The following is a 26537-nucleotide window of genomic DNA, read 5'->3' on the forward strand; positions in this document are numbered from 1 at the left end:
TTTATAATCTTGAAGAGCTATCTTCCATCCATTCCCAAAGGTGTTTAGCAAATGATCTTCTAACAAATAAATTAACAATATTTTTGTCCTTATTGTGAATAATAACATCTATATGATTTAGCAAAGTTTGAGTTGTTGACCCTTTTTTTTCACGAAATAAGTTAAAATTAAAAGGACATCCTGAGGAAAAAAGTTCATATATTTTTTCACCTTTTATCTCTAATTGAACAAATTGGTCAGTTACATCAGTTACTGCTCCCAATGATGTTTTTGAAATATTGTTAAATAATATATCATTTAATTGGTATGTATTGGTTTCTTTGCTAGTAGTCTCATTTGATACAATCATCCATTCATCTGGACTTAACCATATCGCAGTAAGTTTATCACTAGATGAGGATGTATTTGCTTCTGTTGGCAAAATCATATTTAAACTTTTTCCTACATTTGTAAAAAATTCTCTTGTTTTGCCTCTTAAATTTAATTTCATTATTGGTGCAATTTCTTTTACAGAAACACCGTTGTTATTAATTTCACTATTTGTTACTTGATTATAACTAAGCATTTAATCTTTCATTAGTTTGATCAAAAAATACTGGATTTGAAACAGTTACATTAATTGTTTTATCTTCCATAGGGATAAATAGTTTTTTACCCATCATATCTTTCCCACCTCTTACAACTGCTAGGGCTATAGATTTATTTAAATTAGGGCTAAAGTAACTCGATGTAACATGACCAAGCATTTCAACAGGACTTTTATTTAGTTCAGAAACAATTTGTGCACCTTCTTCTAATACAACATTGGGGTCATCAGTTAACAATCCCACTAGTTGTTTTCTATCTTCTCTCATAGTGTCTGACCTATAAAGAGATCTTTTGCCAATAAAATCATATTTCTTTTTACTAACAATCCAATCCATCTGTAAATCTATTGGTGTCATTGTTCCATCTGTATCTTGGCCAACAATAATAAAACCTTTTTCAGCTCTTAATAAGTGCATCGTTTCTGTACCATAAGGAGTAATATTAAATTCTTTACCAGCCTCTATACATTTCTCCCATAGATCTTTTCCATAACTTGCTTGTACATTTATTTCAAAACTTTGCTCACCTGTGAAACTTATTCTCATAATTCTACAAACAATGCTTCCAATTTTTGCTTCTTTAAAAGACATGTGAGGAAAATTTTCATCAGATAAATCTAAATCTGGAATAATTTTTTTAAGAATTTTTTTACTATTAGGGCCACACAAACTTGCTGTAGCAAATTGATCTGTAACTGAAGTTAAATATACATCTAATTCTGGCCATTCAGTTTGAAGGTAATCTTCTAACTTTCCAAGAACATTTGCTGCACCACCAGTTGTTGTTGTCATTAGATAGTGATTTTCGCCTAATCTTGTAGTAACACCATCGTCATATACCATACCATCTTCATTTAACATTAAACCATATCTACATTTGCCAATACCAAGTTTAGACCAGGCATTTGTGTAAACTCTATTTAAAAACTCTGAGGCATCACTTCCTTGTATATCAATCTTACCAAGTGTGGACGCATCCAATATTCCTGAACTTTCTCTTGCAGCTTTGCTTTCTCTTTGAACTGCTTGGTGCATAGTTTCACCATTGATAGGGTAGTACCAAGCTCTTTTCCATTGACCAACATTTTCAAATTCTGCTTTTTGTTCAACATGCCAATCATTCATAGGTGTTCTTCTAAAAATATCAAAAAACTTACCAACATTACGTCCTACAATTGTTCCAAATGTTAATGGAGTATATGGAGGTCTAAAAGTAGTCGTTCCAAGTTCTCCCATCTTAACACCTGCTGTATCTGCTATTATTCCCAATGCATGCATATTTCCTAATTTTCCTTGATCAGTTCCCATCCCAGTTGTTGTATATCTTTTGACATGTTCGATAGATCTGAAACCCTCTCTTAGTGCTAATTTTATATCCTTTGCAGTTGCATCATTTTGATAATCAACAAAAGGCTTAGTTTTGCCTAAAGCTTTATCAGATGGTAATAACCATATGTTTCTTTTTGAAATCTCTTGGTCGTTATTAACAGTAATATTTTCAAAATCTGTTTTATTTATATCTAAAAAATCTTTTAGTTTTTCATTTAAGTTTTTAAGTATTTCATCAAGCTTAAAATCACCACAACAAGATCCAACACTTATTTGATCTGAATTATTTTTATTTGGAATAAATATTTTTTTATCTTCATCAAAAGTAAGTTTGCTACCTGACTGAGTATATAGGTGAACAGCTGGTGTCCATCCACCAGCAACCCCTAAACAATCACATGAAATAGAAATTTTATTTCCAGTAACTGAAGTTCCATCATTTGATAGTTTCATTATTGAAACATTACTTAATCTTTTATAACCAGAAGTATCAACAACTGTATGTTCCCAGTATATTTTTATACCTGCATCAATAACTCTTTTTTCTAAATTTGTTTCGGATTGCTTTCTAATATCAACTACTGCTTCAACTTTTATACCTTTATCGTTTAATGAAAGTGCACTTTCATATGCACTGTCATTATTTGTAAAAAATATAATCTTCCTACCACAGGCTACACCATAAAAATCACTATATTTTTTAATTGCAGAAGAAAGCATTATTCCAGGTCTATCATTATTATTAAATACCATCGGTCTTTCCAAAGCACCTGTTGCCAAAATTACCTTCTTTGCTCTTATTTTAAGTAACCTTTGTCTAATTTTATTTGTCTTATCTTTTTTTTCTAAATGATCTGTTAAGTTCTCTCTTGCTAGCAAATAATTATATTGATGGTAGGCAGCAACACTTGTTCTAGTTTTTATTTCTAAATTTTTAATATTTTTAAGTTCTTCAATTTCTTTTTTTAACCATTCAGACGAAATTTTATTATCAATTTTATTACTTTCATTGTTTTCATAAATAGTTGATCCTCCTAATTCATTTTTTTCATCTAAAAGTAAAGTTTTGTAATTATTCTTCGCAGCATTTTTAGCTGCTAGAATTCCAGATATACCTGCGCCAACTACAAGAACATCACAATGAATATTTCTGTGATCGTAAATGTCAGGATCGTTTGATGTTGGTGATTTTCCTAATCCTGCTGAGTGTCTTATAAAGTATTCATATTTTTCCCAGAAGCTTGTAGGCCACATAAATGTTTTGTAATAAAATCCTGCTGGAAGTAGGGGTGATAAAAAATTATTTATTCCACCAATATCAAAGTTTACACTTGGCCAGCAATTTTGACTTGATGCCACCATTCCTTCATATATTTCAACTTCAGTTGCCCTAACATTTGGTTCAGTTCTATTAGTATTTGGATTAATTTGAACAATTGCATTTGGCTCCTCAGAACCTGATGTCATTATACCTCTTGGTCTATGGTATTTAAAACTCCTACCTACTAAATGAACATTATTTGCCAATAAAGCAGAAGCAAGAGTGTCTCCTTTAAATCCATAATAAGTTGTACCATTAAATTTAAACGAAACTCTTGTTGTTTCATCAATATATTGACTAGATTTAACTCTTAAATTTTCTGACATTTGTTTTATATCGATGGGGGTTTTTCTCCCATTTTATAGATTGCTTTAATCTCATCATTCGAAGTGTCTCTAATCATATTAAACCATTTACGACAACCATGAGCATGGTTCCATCTTTCATATTGAACACCTTTAATATTTTTTCTCATAAATAAATATTCTGCCCATTCATCATCACTAAGTTCTGTCGGTTGTTTTGGTCTTTCAATATGAGCTTCACCACCAGCTTTAAATTCTTGCTGATCTCTCTCACCACAATATGGACAATTAATAACAAACATTAGTGAGCAACTGCTGCAGCGCCATGTTCATCAACAAGGTCTCCACTTACAAATCTATTTAAATTAAATGCTGCGTTGAGTTTGTGTGGCTCATCATTAGCAATGGTGTGTGCAAATAAATCTCCTGATCCAGGTGTAGCTTTAAAACCCCCTGTACCCCAACCACAATTAAAATAAAGTCCTTTGATAGAAGTTTTACTTAATATTGGACTTGCATCAGGACAAATGTCTACTATTCCTCCCCATTGTCTTAGCATTCTCATTCTGCTGAAAATTGGATATAATTCTAAAATAGCATTTAGAGTTCCCTCGACTATTTGATGACTTCCTTTCTGAGTGTATGAAACATAATCATCTGTTCCAGCGCCAATAACTAATTCACCTTTATCAGATTGACTTACATAAGCGTGTACAGCGTTTGACATAACAACTGTATCTATAATTGGTTTCACAGGTTCTGATACTAGTGCTTGAAGAGGTTTGCTCTCTAGAGGAAGTCTTATTCCAGCCATATTAGCAATCACACTTGAATGTCCAGCTGCCACAACTCCAATTTTTTTTGTTTTAATAAATCCTTTTGTTGTTTCTATACCTTCAACACTATCACCATTTCTTTTTATACCTTTTACTTCACAATTTTGAATTATATCAACACCCATTTCATCAGCACCTCTAGCATAACCCCAGGCAACAGCATCATGTCTTGCTGTACCAGCTCTTCTTTGTAATGTACCACCAAGTACTGGATATCTTATATCTTGAGATGTATTTATAATTGGACAAAACTTTTTAACTTCTTCTGTACTCAAGTAAACGGCATCAATACCATTTAGTCTATTTGCGTGTGTTCTTCTTTTTAAATCTCTTACATCTTGCAAATTGTGAGCAAGATTCATTACACCTCTTTGACTAAACATTACATTGTAGTTTAACTCTTGAGATAATCCTTCCCAAATTTTTAGCGCATGATCATAAAGTCCAGCACTAGCGTCCCATAAATAATTTGATCTGATAATTGTAGTGTTACGACCAGTGTTTCCTCCACCAATCCATCCTTTTTCAACAACAGCAATATTTTTCATATTGTGTTTTTTTGCTAAATAGTAAGCTGTAGCAAGACCATGACCACCTCCACCAACTATTACAGCATCATACTCTTTTTTTGGAGCAGGGTCTTTCCATGCTCTTTGCCAATTCTCATGATATGAAAGAGCGTTTTTGATTAATGAAAATATTGAGTATTTATTTCCCATAATAATTGAATAATTACTTTATAAATATTGAATTTTCAATAAAATCACTTATTACACAATGTCATATGGAGAGATGGGTGAGAGGCTGAAACCAGTCGTTTGCTAAATGACCGTGCGAGGAAACTTGTACCGAGGGTTCGAATCCCTCTCTCTCCGCCACTAATATAAAGGCTGATCTTTAAAAAAATCTTTCATTACTATTGGATTTTGTTCCAGTACATATCTGTACACATTATAATTTTCCAATACACGCTGAACATAGTTTCTAGTTTCTCTAAATTTAATTAGCTCAACCCAATCAACATAATTTATTTGTTTTTTTTGTGGATCCTTATTTAATTTTTTCCAATATTTAACTCTATTTGGACCAGCATTGTACGCAGCAATTGCAAATGGATAAGCACCATCATATTGCTGAATTAAACCAGCAATATAATGAGACCCTAAATTTATATTGTACTCTGGATCGGTTGTTAATCGAGATTTTGCATAAGGAAGCTTTGCTTGTTTTGCAACTATTTTTGCTGTGTAAGGCATTAATTGCATCAAACCTTTTGCACCCGCATGACTATTTGCTTTTAAATCAAATTCACTTTCTTGTCTTATAATTGATAAAATTAATGCACTTTCAGGAATCTTTCTTCCATTAATATATTTAGGTGTGCTTATTAATGGATAATTGTACTTGTTATGAAATCTTTTTTGATAAGAAGCAATTTTTGATACCTGTATTGCAAAATCATATCTACTGATACTTGTAGCAAGTTCAGCTGCTAAAAGTTCACTGCCTTCAGAAACGTTATCATTAGCAAGATGTCTTAAGATAAATTTTGTATACTTGTCTTTATCTAACTCATTTAAAAGATGTGTGATTTTTACTAATTCTTTATTAAAAAAAGCTTTTCTATATTCATCGTCAACCAACATTGTTTTATCAAGTTCAAATTTTCCATTAGGATTAATTTTTAAAAATGCTAGTTGTCCGTAATATGTAGTTAAATATTTTGTAGCTTCTTTATACCATTTTTCCGATTGATCTTTGTCTTTTAGTTTTTCATATGATCTACCTAACCAGTATGCGCCCCTAGAAACACTTATTGGATAATTAACATTATCAAAAAAATTTTTAAAATGATCTTTAGCAAGAAGTGGATCATTTAAAAAACTTAATGCTATCCAACCACTCATCCATTCTGCCTCTGCAAATTCAGACCCTTCAGACATTCCGTGATTGCTACTAATTTTATAAGCTAGTTCATATTGTTTTTTATAAATTAACTTTCGAGAAATGATTTCTCTTTCTTTCCACCATTTATCAGGTCTTACTAAATAATCTTTATCATTTCTTATCTTGAGCAATATTTCAGTAGAAGACTCCAATCGTCCTTTTTTTCTCCTCCACTTTAAACGATCATAGTTTAATCCAGCATCATTTTTAAATTTATTTGGAACATTTTTGATTGCTTGATCTACCCCGTATCCCTTGGTCATCAAAATATGTCTTGCTGTATAGAGCAATTCATAGTCTTTAGGTAAATATCTAATTAATCTTTTTAAATCCCAATGATCACTATTCCATGCTAGATGATCAGCTCTTTTTATATAGTCATTTGCATCAAGATATTTTTTGTATTTTTTTCTGAAAAACCTTAACTCACTTTTCGATAAATCTGCAGAAATCCATCCTTTTTTAATTAGAGCAACACCTTTTGCTTTGTCGCCAGATAAAATATGACTTTCACCTAAAATCATTTTACCATATCCACTTAAAGGTTCATTTTTTGAAAACCAATTGATTATTTTTCTTGGAGAAACTTTTTCTGTGGAAAGTTTGTGCTCAGCCAAATATCTCAATCTATCTATTCTTGGATAATCTGAATTTTCCTCTATAAAAACTTGGTAATCAAAAAAGGATACTTGATTACCTGTTGTTAATAAATGTCTCCACTTTATAAAATTATATATAGATCTATCCTTAGCTTTTTTTGAGATTTTAATTGCTGATTTCCACTGGCCTTTTTGCATCTCCCCAATAGCTTTTTTTGCAATCCTAAAATCTTTTTTATTATAAAATTTAGAAATTTTTGCTGTTCCTGAATTGATTAATCCGCTAATAACTGGTTTTTTTTTAGGTAAAAGAAAACTAAGTTTGGTTTCTTTTTTAGGTATCTTTTTCTCAACTTTAACTTTTGAAGGTTTTTTTAGAGGTTTGATTGTGTTTAATATTATTTTTTTATTTAATTCCTCAGAGGATAGCGATGGTTTTTTTAAAGGTACAATCTGTGCCCAACTGAAATTAAAGCTAATCAAGGAAGTTATTATTAAAAATAATAATTTTTTAATCATAATCTTTTGGTATATGAATCTTTAAACTATGTTATAAGTATTTATGTTTAAAGGATCAAATGTTGCTTTAATTACGCCGTTTAAAAACAATCTCTTAGATGAGGAAGCGTATATTAAATTAATACATTTTCATATTGAAAATGGAACTAGTGGGCTTGTACCTGCTGGTACAACAGGAGAATCCCCAACATTAAGTCATGATGAACATCAAAAAGTAATTGATCTCTGCATAAAAGAAAGTAATGGAAAAATTCCAGTTATAGCTGGTACAGGTTCAAATTCTACTGAGGAAGCTATTTCTTTAACTTCACACGCTGAAAAGGCAGGTGCAAATGGTGCTCTAATCGTAACACCTTATTATAATAAACCTACTCAAGAAGGTTTGTACCAGCACTATAAAGCTATAAATGACAAATGTGGAATACCAATAATAATTTATAATATTCCAGGTAGATCAGTTATTGATATGAATGTTGATACAATGGCAAGACTGTTCGAGTTAAAAAATATAGTTGGTGTAAAAGATGCCACTGGAGATTTGGACAGGGTTGATCAACAGTTATCAAAAATGGGTAAAGAATTTATTCAATTGACTGGTAATGATGACAATGCGCTAGAATTTAATAAAAGAGGTGGAGTAGGCGCAATAAGTGTAACAGCAAACATAGCACCAAAACTTTGTTCAGATTTTCAAAAATTTTCCAAATCTGAAAATGATATTAGTGAAGCTGAAAAATTAGATAAAATTTTACAGCCAATTCATCATTCAATGTTTGTTGAAAGCAATCCTAGTCCAGTAAAATACGCTGCTAAATTATTAAATCTGTGCGAAGATGATGTTAGATTACCTCTGGTAAAAGTTACTGAACAAACTAAGGAAATTGTTAAAAAATCTCTTCAGTCAGCAAAATTGATTTAATGAACAAAAAAACCAATTCTGGTTTAAAAATAATTTGTTTAAATAGAAAAGCTAGTTTTAATTATTTTTTTGAGGATATTTTAGAAGCAGGAATTGTTCTTAAAGGTTCTGAAATTAAATCAGTAAGAGATGGAAAAGTTAATATAGCAGACTCTTATGCAGTTGAAAAAAAAGGAGAAATAATTTTAATTAATTCTCACATTTCACCTTACAAACAAGCAAGTTATTCCAATCATAACCCAACTGATGAAAGAAAGTTACTGCTTAATAAAAGAGAAATAAATAAATTAATTGGAAAAATGCAAAGAGATGGATTTACTATTGTTCCAACAAAAATGTATTTTAAAAAAGGGAAGGCCAAAATTGAATTAGCAGTTGCTAAAGGAAAGAAGCAATACGATAAAAGAGCAACAAAAAAAAGTAGGGACTGGAACCGTGAAAAGGCGAGATATATTAGAAAATCAAGCTAAAATTGTTTACTTAGGTATTGGCTCTAATTTAGGAGATAGAAAAAAAAATATAGAAATTGCAAAATCTCACTTAAGCGAAAATAATCTGGATTTTTTATCTATCTCAAGTTTTTATGAAACACTTTCATGGCCAGACCCCAAAAAACCTAAATTTTTAAACATAGTTATTAAGGCAAAATTTTATCATGATCCAGAAAGACTCCTTAAAATATGTAAGAAAATTGAAATTTTATTAGGAAGAAAAAAGAGTAAAAAAAATGATCCTCGTGTTTGTGATATTGACATAATCGACTTTCATAAAAAGGTTTTAAAAATAAAAAACAAATTAACTTTGCCCCATAAGCTTATGCACAAAAGAAATTTTGTACTTATCCCTTTTTTTGAAATTCAAAAAAAATGGCATCATCCAATTATTAAAAAAGATATTAAAAGCTTGATTTCTTCACTCCCTGAAGCAGACATTAGGTCTATTAAACAAATTTAAATTAATGTTATAATAAAGTTATGCTGAATTCTAATGAACTAATTAATAAAGTTAAAAATTATAATAAATTTTTAAATCCTGAAAAATTAGATAAAGCTTATAATTTTGCTGTAAAGGCCCATAAGAGTCAAAAGAGAGCTTCTGGTGATCCTTACTCTGTACATCCAATTGAAGTTGCAAATATTTTAACAGAGTTAAAATTAGACAGTGCCACAATTGCTACTGGGTTGTTACATGATACTATTGAAGATACCTTTGCAACCTACGAAACAATAAAAGCTGAATTTGGTGATGAGGTTGCTGATCTTGTAGATGGTGTTACTAAAATATCTGTTTTTGAAAATACAGCTGGATCAAATTCTAAAGTAGAAAACTTTAGAAAATTAATTTTAGCAACATCAAAAGATATTAGAGTTTTGTTAGTAAAAATTGCAGACAGATTACATAACATGAGAACGATTAAAGCAATTACGAAAGAAGAAAAAAGAAAAAGGATTGCTCAAGAAACAATGGAAATTTATGCTCCATTGGCAGACAGGATGGGTATGCATAGAATACGTGATGAACTTGAAGATTTGTCATTTGAAATATTAAATTTTGATGCAAGAAAATTAATAAAAAAAAGACTTGATGAAATAAAATTAGATAAAAAAGATATTTTTGAAGAACAATCATATGAACTTAGCGAAATATTGAATGATCATGAAATTAATGCTGAAATATATGGAAGAGAAAAAACTCCATTTTCAATATGGAGAAAAGTTCAAAAAAAAAGAGTTTCTTTAGAACAGATAACTGACATCATTGGCTTTAGAATTATATTAGATACTATTGATGATTGTTATAAAACCCTTGGTATATTTCATAAGAAGTGGAACTGTATTCCTGGCAAATTTAAAGACTATATCTCTTCGCCTAAAATAAATGGATATAAGTCAATTCACACCTCAGTTATTGGTTCAAATAAAAAGCCTATAGAGATTCAAATTAGAACAAAAGAAATGCATGACTTTGCACAAAGAGGTGTTGCATCGCATTGGCAATATAAATCTTCTGAAAAATTTAATTCATTAAGTTGGAAAGAGTATGATTGGTTAAAAGATTTAGTAGAGATTATTGAAAAAAATGAAAATCCTGAGGACTCGTATGAGTACACAAAGCTTCAAATGTTTCAGGAAAATGTCTTTTGCTTCACACCAAAAGGATCTGTAATTAAATTACCAAAAGATGCAACAGCAATTGATTTTGCTTATGCTGTTCACACTAAAATTGGTAATTCTGCAATTGGATGTGAAGTAAATGGAAATAACAGTGAATTGCAATCAATATTAAGAAATGGTGATAGGGTTAATATTCTTACATCTAAAAATAGCTCACCATCATTACATTGGATACCTACTACCAAAACAGGTAAAGCAAGAGCTGCTATTAGAAGATATTGGCATGATAAAGGTGAGCAAAAAGAGGAAAAAACAAAAAAATATAACACTACACTGTGGATTTCATTACCCGACAAACCTGGACAACTTGGTGATATAAGTTCATTAATTGGAAGTCATAAACTTAACATTTCTAATTTAGAGATGGCAGGTAAAAATCCAAACTACATTAATTTTAAATTCAGATTAATAATTAGAAATCTTAAAAATTTTACAAATTTTATTGCAGAGCTAAAGCAAAAAGGTATAAAATTTAAGATAATTAGACACGAAGAAAAAAGAAATGCTTTCACTCAAAAAATCCTTAAATATTTTAAAAAAGACTGATGCGTTATTAGAAGGACATTTTGTTTTATCCTCAGGACTACACTCTCCAAAATATATTCAATGTGCTAAACTTTTAAGCTTTCCTAATTTAGCTGACAAAATTTGCAAATCATTAGCAAATAAAATTAAAAAAAATTTTAAAAAAATAGATTTAATACTTGCTCCGGCAATGGGTGGCGTGATCATAGGTTATGAAATTGGTAAAATTTTAAAAAAAGAAACAATTTTTTGCGAAAGGGTGAATGGAAAATTCACTCTCAGAAGAGGCTTTAGTATAAAAAAGGGAGCAAGGGTTTTAATTATAGAAGATGTGATTACAACTGGTAAATCCAGTTTGGAATGTGTGAAACTTATAAAAAAATCAAATGCAAAACTTGTTGGATTTGCCTCTATAATTGATAGATCAACAAAAAAATCTTTGAAAATAAAAAATAAAATTGTTTCTCATTTAAAAATAGATGTGCCTAGCTATAACCTTAAAAATATACCTAAATCTCTAAAATCAATTCCAATTACCACTCCAGGAAGTAGATTTATTAAGTGAAAAGACTAGGTGTAAATATAGATCATATTGCAACACTGCGTAATGCACGTGGTGAAAAACACCCGAATCCTGTTTTTGCAGCAAAAAAAGTAATAAAATTGGGTGCAGACTCAGTAACTATTCATTTGAGAGAAGATAGAAGGCACATAAATGATTTAGATACCAAAGAGATTTGTGCTTTAAATAAAGTGTTAGTGAATCTCGAAGTATCAATGAATAGTGAAATAATTAAAAAAGCTTTAAGATATAAACCAAATTACATTTGTATTGTTCCAGAAAACAGAAAAGAAATAACTACAGAAGGTGGTTTAAATCTAAAAGATAATTATAAAAAATTAAAAGACATAATTTCTAAGTTTAAAAGGTCGAATATTAGAACCAGTTTATTTATCAACCCCAATTTAAATGATATTAAACTTTCAAAAAAATTAAATGTGGATTGTGTTGAAATTCACACCGGAAAACTAGCTAATTATGTTAAGTCGCATAAAAATTTTTCAAGCGAATTAAATAGAATTAAAAAAAGCTCAAAACTTGCATCTAAACTAGATATAGAAGTACATGCAGGTCATGGTTTGGATTACAAAACGACTAAAATTTTAACAAAAATTAAAGAAATCGAGGAATTCAACATAGGACATTTTATTATTGGAGAATCGATATTTTATGGTCTACCCAAAGTAATTAAAGATTTTAAAAAAATTATTAAAAATTAATGAAAATTTTAGGTATTGGAGTGGATATTATTGAAAATAAGAGAATTAAAGAAGCTATAAAAAATAAATCTTTTATTAATCGAGTTTATAGTGTGAGAGAACAAAGACAATCAAACTTAATAAAGAATAAAGTATCCTTTTTTTCAAAAAGATTTGCAGCAAAAGAAGCATTTGCAAAAGCTTTGGGTACCGGATTTAGAATGAAACTGAACTTTAAGGATATAGAAGTAGTTAACGATAAAATGGGTAAACCAAATTATGTTACAAACAAAAAAATCACCAAAATAATCCAAAATAAATTTAAAATTAAAAAATATAATTGTTTTCTATCCATTTCCGATGAAAAAAAATATTCAACAGCATTTGCTATTATTCAATCATAATGAAATTAGATAAAAACTTTTTTTCAGAAAATATAAAAACTTTATTTTATGCTTTGATAATTGCAGTAATAATTAGATCACTTTTAGTGCAACCTTTTTATATACCTTCTTCTTCGATGGAACCCACATTGCTGGTAGGTGACAGATTATTTGTTACGAAATATTCATATGGGTATAGTAAACATTCTTTCCCTTTTAGTCCGCCAATACTTAGTAAAAGAATAATGTTTAAAAGTCCTGAAAGAGGGGATGTAATTGTATTTAAAACACCAGCAGACAATAGAACAGATTATATAAAACGTTTAATTGGGCTACCAGGAGATAAAATCCAGTTTATTGATGCCAATCTATATTTAAATAGTAGCGAAATACTTAAATCTAAAATTCCACTTAAAACTAAAATTTACTGTGGCGATAGCACAATAGATGTTTTAAAGTTTGAGGAAAAATTACCTAATGGTAAAAAATTTCATACAGTTTATTTAAAAAATTATACCTATCAAAACTCAGATGTTTTTACAGTTCCAGATGATCATTATTTCTTTTTAGGTGATAATAGAGATTGTTCTAAAGATAGCAGATTTCTTTCAAGTGTTGGTTATGTTCATAAAGATAACTTGGTTGGTAAGGCTCAATTTATTTTTTTCTCATCTGATAAAAAAATAGGAAGTTTTATTGAATTTTGGAAATGGCATAAATCTATAAGATTTAAAAGAACCTTTAATGTTATTAATTAATGAAAATAAAGTATCAAGAACTAGAAAAAAAAATAAATATAGTTTTTAAAAACAAAAATTTATTAGACCAATCTCTTACTCATAAAAGTTTTAATTCTTCTAAAAATAATGAGAAAATTGAATTTTTAGGTGATCGTGTACTAGGACTGGTTATGGCTAAAAAATTATTAGAAATTTATCCTAACGAAAAAGAGGGAATACTTGATAAGAAATTTGCTTCACTTGTTAATAAAAAATCTTGTCTTGAAATTGCAAAATCAATTAATTTAGAAAAATATATAAAAACTTTTAATCCAAGAAATAAAAAAATAAAAATTGAAGATAAAATTATTGCAGATAGTTGTGAAGCTTTAATAGGAGCAATTTATCTCGATAAAGGTTTTAATATTGTTGAAAAATTTATTTTAAAGCAGTGGGAAGCAAAAATTAGTGATAGCGTTGTTACCGAAATTGACGCCAAAACCAAGTTACAAGAACAAACATTAAAAAAATTTAAAAGTCTTCCTAAATACAAATTAATCTCAAACACTGGACCAAGACACAAACCTGTATTTAAAGTAGGAGTAAAATTACCTAATACAAAATACTTTATTGGCATTGGCAATTCCAAAAAAAATGCCGAACAAAGTGCTGCCACAGAGTGTTTAAATAGTTTCAATAAATAATATGAATTGGTCTGATGAAGGTTTTTTGTTAAGTAAAAATAGATATAACGAAAACTCCTTGATTGTAGAAATTTTCACCAAAGAAAAAGGCAAAGTATCAGGCATTATATTTGGCGGAACATCAAAAAAAATTAAAAATTATCTACAAATAGGAAATAAATTGCATGTTAATTATAACTCAAAAAATGAAAATAGGATTGGCTATTTTAAAGTTGAAATTTTAAATGCTTACAGTCCTTTGTATTTTGATGATAGGCAAAAATTATCATGCTTAACCTCTGCAATGAATTTGATTAAAATTTTAACAGCAGACGCACAATCAAATGAAAAAGTTTTTTTCATAATTCATAATTTCTTTTTAATTTTACAAGATAAAAATTGGTTAAAAAAATATATTTTTTGGGAATTAGAATTACTCAAAATATTAGGTTATGATTTAGAATTACAAAACTTAGTAGAGAAAGATACTGAAAATAACGAAACTGTTTATTATGTTTCATCATCAAATGAAAAAAAATATGTTCCAAACTTTCTTATTGAAAAAGATAAAGAGGTAAAAGATATTAAAATTTTATTAAAAGGTTTGAAGTTAGTTAATGATTATCTAGATAAAACGATTTTAAAACCAAACAATATTAATTTTCCAAATAATAGATTGTTATTTCTTAATACTTTAAGGTGATTACTTTATTATTTTGTCAATTCGATCAGCGTAATAACTTACAATTGCATTTGCACCAGCTCTTTTGAAAGCCACTAAACTTTCATACACTGCATCTTTATTTACAAGGTTTTTATTAATAGCATTTTCTATTAAACTGTATTCTCCAGATACTTGATAAGCAAAAACTGGGATTTTGAATTTTTCTTTAATTGATTTAATTATATCTAAATATGGCATTCCTGGTTTAACCATAACCATATCAGCTCCTTCTTTTATATCTAAAGCAACTTCTCTCAATGCTTCATCAGAATTTCTAAAATCCATTTGATATGTTTTTTTATCTCCTTTTAATGAACTTTTTGACCCGACGGCATCCCTAAAGGGACCATAAAAGCTGGATGCATATTTTGCTGCATAAGATAAAATCTGAACTTCTTGGAAATTGTTTTGATCGATTGCTTTTCTAATTTTACCAATCCTACCATCCATCATATCTGATGGAGCTAAGACATCGCAACCCATTTCAGCATGAAGTAAAGATTGGTTTATTAAAACTTGAATTGTTTCATCATTTAAAATTTTATCAGATTTGATTAATCCGTCATGTCCATGAGAGGTATAAGGGTCCAATGCAACATCACACATAATTCCAATTTGATTTTTGTATTTTTTTTTAATCATTCTTGATGCTCTACAAACAAGATTATTTTCATTGAGTGCTTCTGATCCAAGTTCATTTTTCAATGATTTTTTTGTATTTGGGAAAAGAGCAACCATTGGAATTCCTTTGCTGATTGCTTTGTCGATAATTTGACTGATTCTATCTACTGAATACCTGTAGACGCCAGGCATCGATTTTATATGTTGTTTTTTATTTACTCCATCAATAAGAAAAATTGGAAGAATAAAATCATTAGGACTTAGGGTATTTTCCTGTATTAGTTTTCTAGTCCAGGAAGATTTTCTGTTTCTTCTTAATCTTAGGCTTGGATATTTTCCTACAATCATGTTTAAATTTACTTTATTAATGCGACAAATGTATTATACAAATATCTCTTAAATTAAGTACAAAACCATTTTTATGAGCATTGATAACACAAAAGTTGTAAACCTAAACCTAAAAAAAGAAGAAAGAATTTTAGATTTTAGTGATTTTCAAAAACAAAACTTGAAATTTGATATAAATAAACTTCAAGAGGCTTATAACCAAATTATTAAGACAAAAAAATTCGAAGATGCTGGGATAACACACTTTGGAGCTATTTCATTAACTCAAATTCCTGGTGATCCTGATTCAATCAAAGGCAATAAAGCTAGAGGTGTTTATTGGACTAAACCTGATAAAACTGGAAAAGAGGTTTCTAGAGATATAGAAATTGATGAAGCAGCTTATTCTGAATTTATAAAAGATTATGAGAATACTTATTTTAAAGAAGTTTATGATGTTTTATCAAGTAAATATAAATTGGGTAGAGTAAGAATTTTATTAAAAGAACCAAGATCAACTTTAAGTTGGCATAGAGATCCAGAACCAAGATTGCATATTCCAATCGTAACTAATCCTGGATGCTTAATGGTTATAGATAATGTTGCAAAACATATGCCTGCAGATGGTTCTGTTTGGGTGACTAATAACACAAAATATCATAATGCATTTAATGGTGGTGAAGAAAATAGAGTCCACCTTGTTGCTTGTGTGCTAGATTATAAATTCAATTAATTTGAAAAAGATATTTATCTCTTCAGATCACGCTGGTTTTAAACTTAAAGAAGCAATTAAAATTTATTTAGAAAAGAAAAAAATTAATTTCCAAGATTTTGGTCCTTCAAATGAGAATAGCGTTGATTACCCAGATTATGCACATAAAGTTGCAAGAAAAGTAAATTCATCTAAAAAAAATATTGGTATTTTGGTATGTGGATCAGGTACTGGAATGAATATTGCAGCAAATAAACATAAAAATGTTAGAGCCGCTCAATGCTTTAATGAAAAATCTACTAAATTATCTAGATTGCATAATGATGCAAATATCATTACATTAGGGTCTAGATTACTAACTAAAAAAAATGCATTAAAATTTATTAGCATTTTTTTAAATACAAAGTTCGAAGGTGGAAGACACTTAAAAAGAGTAAAAAAAATATAATTAATTATGTCTAGTGAAAAAAGTTATTTAAACGATAGTTACAAGAGTTTCTTCGAAGATGGTTTGTCTAGCAAAGACCCTGAATTATATAAAGCTATAAAAGACGAACTCTTAAGACAACAACAACATATAGAATTAATTGCATCAGAAAATATAGTTTCTCAAGCAGTTCTTGAAGCTCAAGGATCAGTTTTAACTAATAAGTATGCCGAAGGATATCCTGGAAAAAGATACTATAATGGTTGCGAACATGTCGATGTTGCAGAAAGTCTTGCAATTGAGAGATTAAAAAAATTATTTAATTGTAAATATGCAAATGCACAACCTCACTCTGGAGCCCAAGCAAATGGAGCTGTATTTTTAGCTTTATTAAATCCTGGAGATACATTTATGGGAATGAGTTTAAATTCAGGTGGACACATAACACACGGATTGAAAATATCTATGTCAGGTAAATGGTTTAACGCTATAGGTTATGACGTTGATAAAGATTCTGAACTTATTGATTATGATAATGTTGAAAAACTTGCTTTACAGCATAAACCTAAATTAATAATAGCAGGCGGCAGTGCTTATTCTCGAGTAATAGATTTTAAAAGATTTAGAGAAATAGCTGATAAAGTAGGAGCCTATTTAATGGTTGATATGGCACATTTCTCAGGACTTGTGGCTGGTAAAGGTTATCCAAATCCATGTGATTACGCTCATGTTGTAACCTCAACTACACATAAAGTTTTTAGAAGTGCAAGAGGTGGAATAATTTTGTCTAATGACGAGGAGCTTGGTAAAAAGTTTAACACAGCTGTTTTCCCTGGTTATCAAGGTGGACCTTTGATGCATATTATTGCTGCTAAAGCTGCTGGTTTTCTAGAAGCTCTTCAACCAGATTTTCAAGATTATATAAAATCTGTTTTAGCTAATGCAAAAATCTTAGCCGAAACTTTAAAAAACAATGGATTTAAAATTTATTCAGATGGAACTGATACTCATTTAATGCTTGTTGATTTAAGACCTTTTAATGTTAAGGGAAATCTTGCAGCGGAAAGTCTATCAAGAGCCAACATAACATGTAATAAAAATGGAATACCTTTTGATACAGAGAAACCAATGATTACATCGGGAATTAGATTGGGTACTCAAGCAGCCACAACTCGTGGATTTGGTTTAAATGAGTTTAAAACTGTAGGCGAATTGATAACAAAAACTATTAAAGGTTTATCTGAAAACCCAGATGATAATAGCAAAGTTGAAAATGAAGTTAGAAATGAAGTTATTAGTCTAACTTCATCATTTCCAATATATAAAAATTTATAAAGAATGATTTGTCCTTGTGAAAAAAAAGGTGATACTTCAGTTGTAGACTCAAGACCTACAGAGGATGGCACCGCTATAAGAAGACGAAGACTGTGCATTTGCGGAGAAAGATTCACCACTTTTGAAAGAATTCAATTTAGAGAGCTAATGGTAGTTAAGAAAAATGGAAGAAAATCTTCTTTTGACAGAGATAAGTTGTCTAAATCAATTTATATAGCTCTTAAAAAAAGACCTATAGATACAGCAACCGCAGAAAAATTTATTAGTAAAATTTCAAGAGCCTTAGAAGAACTGGGTCAAACAGAAATATCAACTAGTACAATTGGAACAATGGTTATGGAAGGATTAAAAGAGCTTGATCCTGTAGCATACGTGCGTTTTGCTTCCGTTTATAGAAATTTTAGAGAAGAAAAAGACTTTGTGCAATTCGTGGACAGATTAGATGTCTACAAAAAAAGATAAATTTACCAGTAAAGATAAACAATTCATGCAAATTGCCCTTAATTTGGCAATTGCTCGCGAAGGTTTAACCGGCACAAATCCATCTGTTGGATGTGTAATTGTTAAAAATAATAAAATTATATCTATAGGACAGACTTCACATGATGGAAGGCCTCATGCTGAACGAAATGCAATTAAAGACTCTATTGAAAATGTTGCTGGTTCAAAGATGTATGTCACATTAGAACCGTGTTGTCATAAAGGAAAAACACCACCTTGTACAAATTTAATAATTAAATCAAAAATATCAGAAGTTATTTACTCAAATTCTGATATTGACGAACGTGTTAGTGGAAAATCTTTTAAAGTTTTAAAATCAAGTAAAATAAAAGTTAGAAAAAATCTTTTAAAAAAAGAAATCAGTCGGTTTTACTATCCTTATTTTTTTAACAGAAAAAATAAAATACCTTTTGTTACAGGTAAAATTGCAGTTTCAAAGAACAATTTAATTTATAGCAAAGAAAAGCAAAAAATTACTAATATTTATTCTGATAAGTTTTCACATTTTTTAAGATATAAAAATGATACGATATTAATTTCACACAAAACTTTAAACAAAGATAATCCAAAACTAAATTGTAGACTTAAAAACAAAAATAATTTTTCACCTATAAGAGTCATTTTAGATAATAAGCTAAATTCTAATCCAAACTCTTACTTAATAAAATCTGCAACTAAAATAAAAACAATTATTTTTTACAATGAAGCAACAAAATCAAAAATCTCATTATTTAAATCTAAAAAAGTCTTATTAATAAAATCTAAAATTAATAAAAATAAAGAATTCAATTTAAAAGAAATATTAAAAAAACTTTATTTATTAGGTAGTAGAAATTTATTGGTTGAAGGTGGAGATAAACTTACAAAATCATTCCTATATGATAAAATTTTCAATAAATTTTATTTGTTTAAAAGTTCAAATAATTTGTCTAAAAAAACTGAATTTGTTGAATTTAACAGTTTAAATACTTTAAAATCAAAATATAGATATAAGTCAAAACTAAACCTTAAATTAAAAAAGGATAAAATAGAATTTTATAAAAACTATGTTTAACGGAATTATATATAACCAAGGTATTGTCAAAAGAATTACTAGAAGACCAAAAGGCATCAATATATTTGTTAAAAGTAATTTAAAGGTTTCATCAAAAGATATGGGATTGTCAGTTGCATGTGATGGGGTATGTCTCACACTAATTTCCTATAAGTCAAAAATAATGGAGTTTTATTTATCTAATGAAACTTTGGTTAGATCTAAATTTAAATTTCTTAAAGAAAATGATATTTTGAACTTAGAATTACCTTTGAAATATGGAACTAAAATTTCTGGCCATATTTGTCAGGGTCATGTGGATACGGTTGGAATAGTTAATAGTATTAATAAAATAGATAAATCTTATCTTTTTGATTTTGAGATACCAAAAAAAGAGAGAAAACATTTAATAGAGAAGGCGTCAATATGTGTAAATGGTATCTCTCTTACAATTTCAAAAATTACAAAAAAAGGTTTTCAAATTTGGATTATTCCCCATACTTATAAAGAGACCAATTTATCTACTTTAAAAAAATCTAGTTTGGTAAATATTGAGATTGATATCTTGTCTAAATATGTAAGAAATTATTTTAATGACAAAAAATAATTTTGCATCAATAGAAACTATCATCAGTATTGCCAGAAAAGGTGGAATGTTTATTTTAGTTGATGATGAAAAAAGAGAAAATGAAGGCGATTTAGTAATATCCACATCAGATACTAATTCAAAAAACATAAATTTTATGGCCAAGTATGGCAGAGGTTTAATTTGTTTAGCTCTAGATAGTGTTCAGGCAAAAAAGTTAAACCTTTCATTAATGTCACCAATTAATCAATCAAGGAATAAAACTGCATTTACCATTTCTATCGAAGCTAAAAAGGGAATTACAACAGGAATTTCAGCGAAGGATAGAGCCAAAACAATTAAAGTTGCCTCAAAGAAAAATGCTAACAAAAATGATATTGTATCTCCTGGTCATGTTTTTCCTATAATAGCAAAAGATGGAGGTGTTCTTGTTAGAGCTGGTCACACTGAAGCTTCGGTTGATATTTCAAAATTAGCAAAAAAAAATAATTCAGCTGTGATTTGTGAAATCATGAATGAAGATGGCACAATGGCAAAAGGGAGAGATTTATTTAATTTTGCAAATAAACATAAACTTAAAATTGGTAAGATTGAAGATTTGATTGCTTATAGACTTAAAAAAGAAAAACTAATAAAATTAAAAAAACAAAGTTCAATTATAGTCAAAGATCAAAAGTATAATATTCGAATTTACGAAAATTTAATTGATGGAGCTGAACATTTTGCTTTAATTAAAGGGAAGATTAAAAAAGGTATCACTCCAAGAGTAAGGGTAATTTCTTCGAATGTTGTTAAAAATTATTTAATAAATCAACAATTGCCAAACTCATTTAACAAAACTTTAAATTATTTTAAAAAATATACAAATTGTGTTTTGGTATTTATTAAAGACTCTAATTTAAAATCTGTAACCCAAACTCTAAAAGATTATAAAAATAAAAATTTTTATAAAAAAGGGAATGATAAATTAATTAGAAATTATGGAATTGGAGCACAAATAATAAAAGATTTAAAAATAAAAAACATGATATTAATAACAAAATCTCCAAAAAAAGTTATTGGTTTGGATGGATATGGTATAAAAATTACCAAACAAGAATTAATCTAATGAAGAAAAAAATTTTAATTGTTATAGCTGATTATTACAAAGATATTGCTGATGGTTTGCTTAAAAGTGCTTTAAAATTAATCTCAAAAAAAAATAATATAAAAATTATTAACGTTCCTGGAGCTTTTGAAATACCGGTAACTATTTCTAAAAATATAAAAAAGTTTGATGCTTTTTTAGCCCTTGGTTGCGTAATTAAAGGTCAAACTCCTCACTTTGATTTTATTTCTCAAGCGGCTACCAATGGCATAATGGAGCTATCAATCTCTAGCAAAAAACCAATTGGAAATGGAATAATTACCTGTCTAAATATGTCTCAAGCTAAAGCGAGAAAGAAAAAAGGTGCAGAAGCAGCGGAAGCAGTAATTTCTGTTTTGTCTCAAAAATGAGAACACATTTTAATCCAAAAAATAACCCAAGAGTAATTATAATACAAAAACTGTACGGTAAATTTTATAATGAAGATGATGAATTAAATTTTCCCAAACATAGATTTAAAAAATTTATAAAAGATATAGTTTTAGGAACAATCGAAAGAAATGATTTAATTTTAGATGAGTTGAAAAATAAACTAGGTGATGAATTTATTTTTGAAAATTTAGATAAAGTTTTTCAAACTATTTTAAAAGCTGCAACTTATGAATTAATGTATAAACCAAATTTATCTTTAAATATAATTATTAAAGAGTACTTAAATTCTTCAAATTATTTCTTAGAAAATTCGCAAACAAAGTACCTAAATGCTTTACTAGATAATATTGGGAAAAAATTAAGAACAAATGCATGAATTTGAATTAATTAACAATTATTTTTCTGGTATTTCAAAAAAAAATAAAGCAGCTTTAAATTTAAATGATGATGTTTTTTACGATAAAAAAAAAGGATTAATTGTTTCAGTAGATACATACAATTTAGGAACACATTTCATTGATTTTACAAAACCTGATTTAGTTATTAAAAAAATTATAAGATCCTCCATTTCAGACTTAATTTGTAAAGGAGTTGAACCTAAATATTATTTTATTGCTGGATCTGGTAACAAAAAAAACTTTACAAAAAGTAATCTTAAAAAAATATCTAAATCTTTAAAAGAAGAGCAAAAAAAATATAATTTATCTTTAGGAGGCGGAGATACAGTTTTCTCTAATAAACTTAGTTTTACAATTACTTCAATTGGATTTTCTAATAAAATAATTTTTAGGAATCAATGTACAGTCAATGATGATATTTATGTTACAGGAAATTTAGGAGACAGCTTTGTTGGACTTCAGATTTTAAAAAATAAAATAAAACTAAATAAACATAAATCTAAATATTTCATTAACAAATATTATATGCCTGATATCCAAAATAAATTAACTAAAAAACTATTTTCTTTTGCAACTAGCTCAATGGATATATCTGATGGGTTAATTGTAGACTTAAATAAATTAATAAACAAACAAGATGTTTCTTTTAAAATTTATGAGAAACTTATCCCTGTATCAAGAAACCTTGCTTATTTAGTCAGTGATAAAAATTATAAAAAAATAGACTTAGTTTCCAACGGTGATGATTATCAAATTTTGTTTACAGCTAGACCTAATAAAGCCAGAATCATAGATAAGTTAAGTAAATCTCTTGGAGTGAAAATTTCTAAAATTGGTTCTATTTTATCTGGAAAAAACATGTCTTTGATTTTTGATCAAAAAGGTAGGGAAATCGCCAATAATACAAGAGGTTATATCCATCAATTTTGAAGTTAATTATTGTCTTTTTTGACTTTTTTTGTATTGTCCGGGCTTAAAAAATTAACAACCAACAACTTAAGGGTTATATGAGCGCAACTGTTGAAACTATTTTATTGTACACAATCGGAGCTGGTTTTTTGTCCATCGTATATGGATTTCTAACTGGTAAGAATATTTTAAATTCAAGTGCTGGAAATGCAAAAATGCAGGATATTGCATCTGCAATTCAAATTGGAGCGAAAGCGTATCTAGCTAGACAATACAAAACAATTGCAATTGTTGGTGCAGCTGTTTTGGTTATAGTTAGTATTGCGTTTAGTCCACTAGTCGGACTTGGTTATCTAATTGGTGCAACATTATCTGGTATTGCAGGTTATGTAGGTATGTTAGTTTCTGTTGAGGCTAACGTTAGAACTGCTGAAGCTTCAAGAAAAGGTCTAGCTCAAGGTCTATCTGTTGCATTTAAATCAGGTGCTGTAACTGGTATGTTGGTTGCTGGTTTAGCTTTGTTGTCAATAGCAGTTTATTATTTTTTATTATTGAAATATGAAGTTGATGAAAGAGAGATTGTAAACGCTCTTGTTGCTCTAGGTTTTGGAGCTTCTTTAATTTCAATTTTTGCAAGACTAGGTGGTGGTATTTTTACTAAAGGCGCAGATGTTGGAGCTGACCTTGTTGGTAAAGTCGAAGCTGGAATTCCAGAAGATGATCCAAGAAACCCAGCTGTTATTGCAGATAACGTAGGTGATAATGTTGGAGATTGTGCTGGTATGGCTGCTGACTTATTTGAGACTTACGCTGTAACAATTGTTGCTACAATGGTTTTATCATCAATATTTTTTGTTGGTGACCTTAATATGATGATTTATCCTTTAACTATTGGAGCTGCTTGTTTATTAACATCTATAGTAGGAACATTCTTTGTTAAACTTGGAAAAGACAAAAATGTTATGAATGCTTTATACAAAGGTTTTATTGTATCTGCTATAGCATCTTTAGTTATTCTTTGGCCAGTAACGGATCACGTAATTGGTTTTTCAAATGAATACACTGTTGCCAGTAAAACTTTTAATGGAATGAATTTATATTATTGTGGCGTAATAGGATTAGTTATAACTGGATTATTAATTTGGATCACTGAATATTACACTGGAACAAGTTATAGACCAGTTAAATCAGTTGCTTTATCATCTACTACTGGTCATGGAACAAATGTTATTCAGGGATTAGCTGTTTCAATGGAAGCTACTGCGGTGCCAGCACTAATAATTGTAGCAGGAATTCTAATTACAAATTCCATTGCTGGATTATTTGGAATTGCAATTGCTGTAACAACGATGTTAGCTTTAGCTGGAATGGTTGTTGCTTTAGATGCTTATGGTCCTGTAACAGATAATGCAGGTGGGATAGCTGAAATGTCCAACTTGGATAAAAAAGTAAGAAAAACAACTGATGCTTTAGATGCTGTTGGTAACACAACTAAAGCTGTAACAAAAGGTTATGCAATTGGTTCAGCTGGTTTAGGAGCGTTAGTTTTATTTGCTGCCTATACTGAAGATATTAAACATTTTTCAAAGGAAGCAGGATCTGCTTTAGAAGGTATTGTTGTAACATTTGATTTATCTAACCCTTATGTTGTAGTCGGATTATTAATTGGAGGAATGTTACCTTATTTGTTTGGTTCAATGGGTATGCAAGCTGTTGGTAGAGCAGGTGGTGCTGTTGTTGTTGAAGTTAGAAGACAATTCAAAAAGTTTCCAGGTATTATGAAAAAAACACAGAAACCTGATTATGCAAAATTAGTGGATTTATTAACTGTTGCTGCAATTAAAGAAATGATCATTCCCTCGTTGCTACCAGTATTATCTCCTGTTGTTTTGTATTTTATAATTTTAGGCATAGGTGGACAAGTTGCTGCTTTAGCTGCTGTTGGTGCAATGCTTCTAGGTGTTATTATAACAGGACTATTCGTTGCTGTATCAATGACAGCAGGTGGTGGTGCTTGGGATAATGCTAAAAAATATATCGAAGACGGTAATCATGGCGGTAAAGGTTCTGAGGCACATAAAGCTGCTGTGACTGGTGATACAGTTGGTGATCCTTACAAAGATACAGCAGGTCCTGCAGTTAACCCAATGATTAAGATTACAAACATTGTTGCTCTGCTTTTATTAGCAGTTATCGCTGGCTAATTTTTTTCTGATTATTGACCCTTTTATTAAGAGGGTCATTAATTTTTTGTCTTAAGCTGGAAAAAAAATTATAAATGAATGTGTTTTTTTTAAAATCGTTACCAGTAATGTTTTTTGCAATTTTTAAATTATTCATATCATCTTTATTATATAAATCTTTTTTTTTTAATAAGCCGTATTTATCAATTTCAAGAACTAACACATTGTTTTCATAAATTTTCATTCTTCCAAGATTTTTAAGTTTTGATTGAGTTTGCTTTCTCTCAATATATATCCATATGTCATTATTAAATTTACTTTTAGTTGAAGGACTACCTAAGGCTTTAATAATATCATTTTTATTTGTTTTATTTACAATTAAAGACTCTTGTCTTTTTTCTAACATAGGAACACCATGATGTTTTACAACAGTTTTTATTGAGCAATTTGAAACTATAAAAGAAAATAAAATTATATATAATAAATTTTTCATGAACCAAAAATATTTAAATATTTATAATAATTTAATTAATTTAACTAGAAATAAAGATTTATATAAAAATTTAAATAGAGATGATAATTTTTCTGATCGATTAACACTTTTTTTACTACATTTTTCATTTTTTTTGAAAAATTTTAAAAATGAGGAAAATAAAGAAATTTTACAAGAAATTTATGATTTTAATTTTAGACAATTAGAGCTAAGTATTCGAGAAATAGGTTACGGCGATCAATCAATTAATAAGAAAATGAAGGCTTATATAAATCTTTTTCATTCAATGGTTTCAGAAATACATTTTTGGGACACATTAAATAAAAACGAAAAATTAAATAAAATTTCTTTATTTTTGAGTGAATTTCAAAATATTGAACATTTACTTGAGTATTTTGATGAATTTAATGAAAATTTATCAAAAAAAAATTTGAATTATTATTTAAAAAGTGTAATTAACCCATAATTATGGCTGTACCAAAACGTAAACAAACCCCATCCAGAACTGGAATGAGACGGGCACAAACTATGAAATTTTCAACTAAGAATATAGTTGAAGATAAAAAATCTGGTGAGTATAGACTATCACATCACCTAGATCTTAAAACTGGTATGTACAAGGGCAGACAAGTTTTAGACCCAAAAGAATAATATATTAATTAA

At 28.9% G+C, this 26537-nt stretch carries 30 protein-coding genes and 1 tRNA gene; 24 read left to right on the forward strand and 7 right to left on the reverse strand.

Going from position 1 to position 26537, the window contains the following annotated elements:
• Position 1 precedes the first annotated feature (1 nt).
• Genes ACTTAR_RS00715 through ACTTAR_RS00730 form a run of 4 tightly spaced genes read right to left on the reverse strand, consistent with a single transcriptional unit; the run spans position 2 to position 5097 of the window.
• Positions 2-565, reverse strand: a complete 564-nt coding sequence (locus tag ACTTAR_RS00715) for a sarcosine oxidase subunit gamma (protein WP_440697432.1) — start codon at positions 563-565, stop codon at positions 2-4.
• Positions 558-3563 carry a sarcosine oxidase subunit alpha family protein gene (locus ACTTAR_RS00720; RefSeq protein ID WP_440697433.1) on the reverse strand — a complete coding sequence of 1002 codons (3006 nt, stop codon included), beginning with the start codon at positions 3561-3563 and terminating at the stop codon, positions 558-560. Before ACTTAR_RS00720 ends, ACTTAR_RS00715 begins: the two co-directional genes overlap by 8 nt.
• A gap of 5 nt (positions 3564-3568) precedes the next feature.
• Positions 3569-3844 carry a sarcosine oxidase subunit delta gene (locus tag ACTTAR_RS00725; RefSeq protein ID WP_075506763.1) on the reverse strand — a complete coding sequence of 92 codons (276 nt, stop codon included), beginning with the start codon at positions 3842-3844 and terminating at the stop codon, positions 3569-3571.
• Positions 3844-5097, reverse strand: a complete 1254-nt coding sequence (locus ACTTAR_RS00730) for a sarcosine oxidase subunit beta family protein (RefSeq protein ID WP_440680733.1) — start codon at positions 5095-5097, stop codon at positions 3844-3846. The genes ACTTAR_RS00725 and ACTTAR_RS00730 overlap by 1 nt, the downstream gene beginning before the upstream one ends.
• Positions 5098-5164: 67 nt before the next feature.
• On the opposite strand from ACTTAR_RS00730, the gene ACTTAR_RS00735 reads away from it, so the two are divergent.
• Positions 5165-5256, forward strand: a tRNA-Ser gene (locus ACTTAR_RS00735).
• Here the strand turns inward: ACTTAR_RS00735 and ACTTAR_RS00740 are convergent.
• Positions 5257-7443, reverse strand: a complete 2187-nt coding sequence (locus ACTTAR_RS00740) for a lytic transglycosylase domain-containing protein (protein WP_440697434.1) — start codon at positions 7441-7443, stop codon at positions 5257-5259.
• A gap of 43 nt (positions 7444-7486) precedes the next feature.
• Between ACTTAR_RS00740 and dapA the strand changes: the two genes are divergently transcribed.
• Genes dapA through recO form a run of 10 tightly spaced genes read left to right on the forward strand, consistent with a single transcriptional unit; the run spans position 7487 to position 14809 of the window.
• Positions 7487-8362, forward strand: coding sequence for a 4-hydroxy-tetrahydrodipicolinate synthase (gene dapA / locus ACTTAR_RS00745; RefSeq protein WP_440680735.1), 876 nt, complete (start codon positions 7487-7489; stop codon positions 8360-8362).
• Positions 8362-8832, forward strand: coding sequence for an SsrA-binding protein SmpB (gene smpB / locus ACTTAR_RS00750; protein ID WP_262589143.1), 471 nt, complete (start codon positions 8362-8364; stop codon positions 8830-8832). Before dapA ends, smpB begins: the two co-directional genes overlap by 1 nt.
• The gene (gene folK, locus ACTTAR_RS00755; RefSeq protein WP_440697435.1) at positions 8798-9316 is read left to right on the forward strand and encodes a 2-amino-4-hydroxy-6-hydroxymethyldihydropteridine diphosphokinase; all 519 of its coding nucleotides are present in this window, start codon (positions 8798-8800) and stop codon (positions 9314-9316) included. The genes smpB and folK overlap by 35 nt, the downstream gene beginning before the upstream one ends.
• A 20-nt stretch (positions 9317-9336) precedes the next feature.
• Complete coding sequence (locus ACTTAR_RS00760; RefSeq protein ID WP_440697436.1) at positions 9337-11082, forward strand: RelA/SpoT family protein; 1746 nt, start codon at positions 9337-9339, stop codon at positions 11080-11082.
• Positions 11039-11626: an orotate phosphoribosyltransferase gene (pyrE, locus tag ACTTAR_RS00765; protein ID WP_440648546.1), complete on the forward strand. Its 588-nt coding sequence runs from the start codon at positions 11039-11041 to the stop codon at positions 11624-11626. Before ACTTAR_RS00760 ends, pyrE begins: the two co-directional genes overlap by 44 nt.
• On the forward strand, positions 11623-12342 hold the full coding sequence (locus ACTTAR_RS00770; protein WP_440680738.1) for a pyridoxine 5'-phosphate synthase: 720 nt from the start codon (positions 11623-11625) through the stop codon (positions 12340-12342). The genes pyrE and ACTTAR_RS00770 overlap by 4 nt, the downstream gene beginning before the upstream one ends.
• On the forward strand, positions 12342-12725 hold the full coding sequence (gene acpS, locus ACTTAR_RS00775; protein WP_440680739.1) for a holo-ACP synthase: 384 nt from the start codon (positions 12342-12344) through the stop codon (positions 12723-12725). Before ACTTAR_RS00770 ends, acpS begins: the two co-directional genes overlap by 1 nt.
• Positions 12725-13462 carry a signal peptidase I gene (gene lepB / locus ACTTAR_RS00780; RefSeq protein WP_440680740.1) on the forward strand — a complete coding sequence of 246 codons (738 nt, stop codon included), beginning with the start codon at positions 12725-12727 and terminating at the stop codon, positions 13460-13462. The genes acpS and lepB overlap by 1 nt, the downstream gene beginning before the upstream one ends.
• Entirely contained in the window at positions 13462-14127 is a 666-nt protein-coding gene (gene rnc, locus ACTTAR_RS00785) for a ribonuclease III (RefSeq protein ID WP_440680741.1), read from the forward strand. Before lepB ends, rnc begins: the two co-directional genes overlap by 1 nt.
• Before the next feature lies 1 nt (position 14128).
• Positions 14129-14809: a DNA repair protein RecO gene (gene recO, locus ACTTAR_RS00790; RefSeq protein ID WP_440680742.1), complete on the forward strand. Its 681-nt coding sequence runs from the start codon at positions 14129-14131 to the stop codon at positions 14807-14809.
• Here the strand turns inward: recO and hemB are convergent, their stop codons facing one another.
• Positions 14810-15799: a porphobilinogen synthase gene (hemB, locus tag ACTTAR_RS00795; protein ID WP_440680743.1), complete on the reverse strand. Its 990-nt coding sequence runs from the start codon at positions 15797-15799 to the stop codon at positions 14810-14812.
• Positions 15800-15872: 73 nt separating this feature from the next.
• Here hemB and ACTTAR_RS00800 point away from each other — a divergent pair, with 73 nt between their 5' ends.
• The 11 genes from ACTTAR_RS00800 to ACTTAR_RS00850 all read left to right on the forward strand — a co-directional run bounded on the left by ACTTAR_RS00800 (position 15873) and on the right by ACTTAR_RS00850 (position 25402).
• A complete protein-coding gene (locus ACTTAR_RS00800; RefSeq protein WP_440680744.1) occupies positions 15873-16511 on the forward strand; it encodes an aspartyl/asparaginyl beta-hydroxylase domain-containing protein in 639 nt (212 codons plus the stop codon).
• A gap of 1 nt (position 16512) precedes the next feature.
• Positions 16513-16938: a ribose 5-phosphate isomerase B gene (gene rpiB, locus ACTTAR_RS00805; protein ID WP_075506748.1), complete on the forward strand. Its 426-nt coding sequence runs from the start codon at positions 16513-16515 to the stop codon at positions 16936-16938.
• Positions 16939-16944: 6 nt separating this feature from the next.
• On the forward strand, positions 16945-18252 hold the full coding sequence (glyA, locus tag ACTTAR_RS00810; RefSeq protein ID WP_440697437.1) for a serine hydroxymethyltransferase: 1308 nt from the start codon (positions 16945-16947) through the stop codon (positions 18250-18252).
• Between the two features lie 3 nt (positions 18253-18255).
• Positions 18256-18714, forward strand: coding sequence for a transcriptional regulator NrdR (gene nrdR, locus ACTTAR_RS00815; RefSeq protein WP_440680746.1), 459 nt, complete (start codon positions 18256-18258; stop codon positions 18712-18714).
• Positions 18695-19807, forward strand: a complete 1113-nt coding sequence (gene ribD, locus ACTTAR_RS00820; protein WP_440680747.1) for a bifunctional diaminohydroxyphosphoribosylaminopyrimidine deaminase/5-amino-6-(5-phosphoribosylamino)uracil reductase RibD — start codon at positions 18695-18697, stop codon at positions 19805-19807. Before nrdR ends, ribD begins: the two co-directional genes overlap by 20 nt.
• A complete protein-coding gene (locus ACTTAR_RS00825) occupies positions 19800-20393 on the forward strand; it encodes a riboflavin synthase (RefSeq protein WP_440680748.1) in 594 nt (197 codons plus the stop codon). The genes ribD and ACTTAR_RS00825 overlap by 8 nt, the downstream gene beginning before the upstream one ends.
• A complete protein-coding gene (gene ribB, locus ACTTAR_RS00830; protein ID WP_440697438.1) occupies positions 20380-21480 on the forward strand; it encodes a 3,4-dihydroxy-2-butanone-4-phosphate synthase in 1101 nt (366 codons plus the stop codon). Before ACTTAR_RS00825 ends, ribB begins: the two co-directional genes overlap by 14 nt.
• Positions 21480-21869, forward strand: coding sequence for a 6,7-dimethyl-8-ribityllumazine synthase (ribH, locus tag ACTTAR_RS00835; protein WP_440680750.1), 390 nt, complete (start codon positions 21480-21482; stop codon positions 21867-21869). Before ribB ends, ribH begins: the two co-directional genes overlap by 1 nt.
• Entirely contained in the window at positions 21866-22267 is a 402-nt protein-coding gene (locus tag ACTTAR_RS00840; protein WP_440680751.1) for a transcription antitermination factor NusB, read from the forward strand. Before ribH ends, ACTTAR_RS00840 begins: the two co-directional genes overlap by 4 nt.
• Complete coding sequence (gene thiL, locus ACTTAR_RS00845) at positions 22260-23219, forward strand: thiamine-phosphate kinase (protein ID WP_440680752.1); 960 nt, start codon at positions 22260-22262, stop codon at positions 23217-23219. The genes ACTTAR_RS00840 and thiL overlap by 8 nt, the downstream gene beginning before the upstream one ends.
• 77 nt (positions 23220-23296) lie before the next feature.
• Positions 23297-25402 carry a sodium-translocating pyrophosphatase gene (locus ACTTAR_RS00850; protein ID WP_440697439.1) on the forward strand — a complete coding sequence of 702 codons (2106 nt, stop codon included), beginning with the start codon at positions 23297-23299 and terminating at the stop codon, positions 25400-25402.
• Here ACTTAR_RS00850 and bamE read toward each other — a convergent pair.
• Positions 25389-25874, reverse strand: a complete 486-nt coding sequence (bamE, locus tag ACTTAR_RS00855; RefSeq protein WP_440697440.1) for an outer membrane protein assembly factor BamE domain-containing protein — start codon at positions 25872-25874, stop codon at positions 25389-25391. The two genes, ACTTAR_RS00850 and bamE, sit on opposite strands and share 14 nt — an antisense overlap.
• Between bamE and ACTTAR_RS00860 the strand changes: the two genes are divergently transcribed.
• Complete coding sequence (locus ACTTAR_RS00860; RefSeq protein ID WP_440680755.1) at positions 25873-26340, forward strand: ubiquinol-cytochrome C chaperone family protein; 468 nt, start codon at positions 25873-25875, stop codon at positions 26338-26340. The genes bamE and ACTTAR_RS00860 overlap by 2 nt on opposite strands.
• 2 nt (positions 26341-26342) lie before the next feature.
• Positions 26343-26525, forward strand: a complete 183-nt coding sequence (gene rpmF, locus ACTTAR_RS00865; protein WP_023853776.1) for a 50S ribosomal protein L32 — start codon at positions 26343-26345, stop codon at positions 26523-26525.
• Positions 26526-26537: the final 12 nt, after the last annotated feature.

The organism is Candidatus Pelagibacter sp. HIMB1709 (genome assembly GCF_052047635.1).
Classification (GTDB): Bacteria; Pseudomonadota; Alphaproteobacteria; order Pelagibacterales; family Pelagibacteraceae; genus Pelagibacter.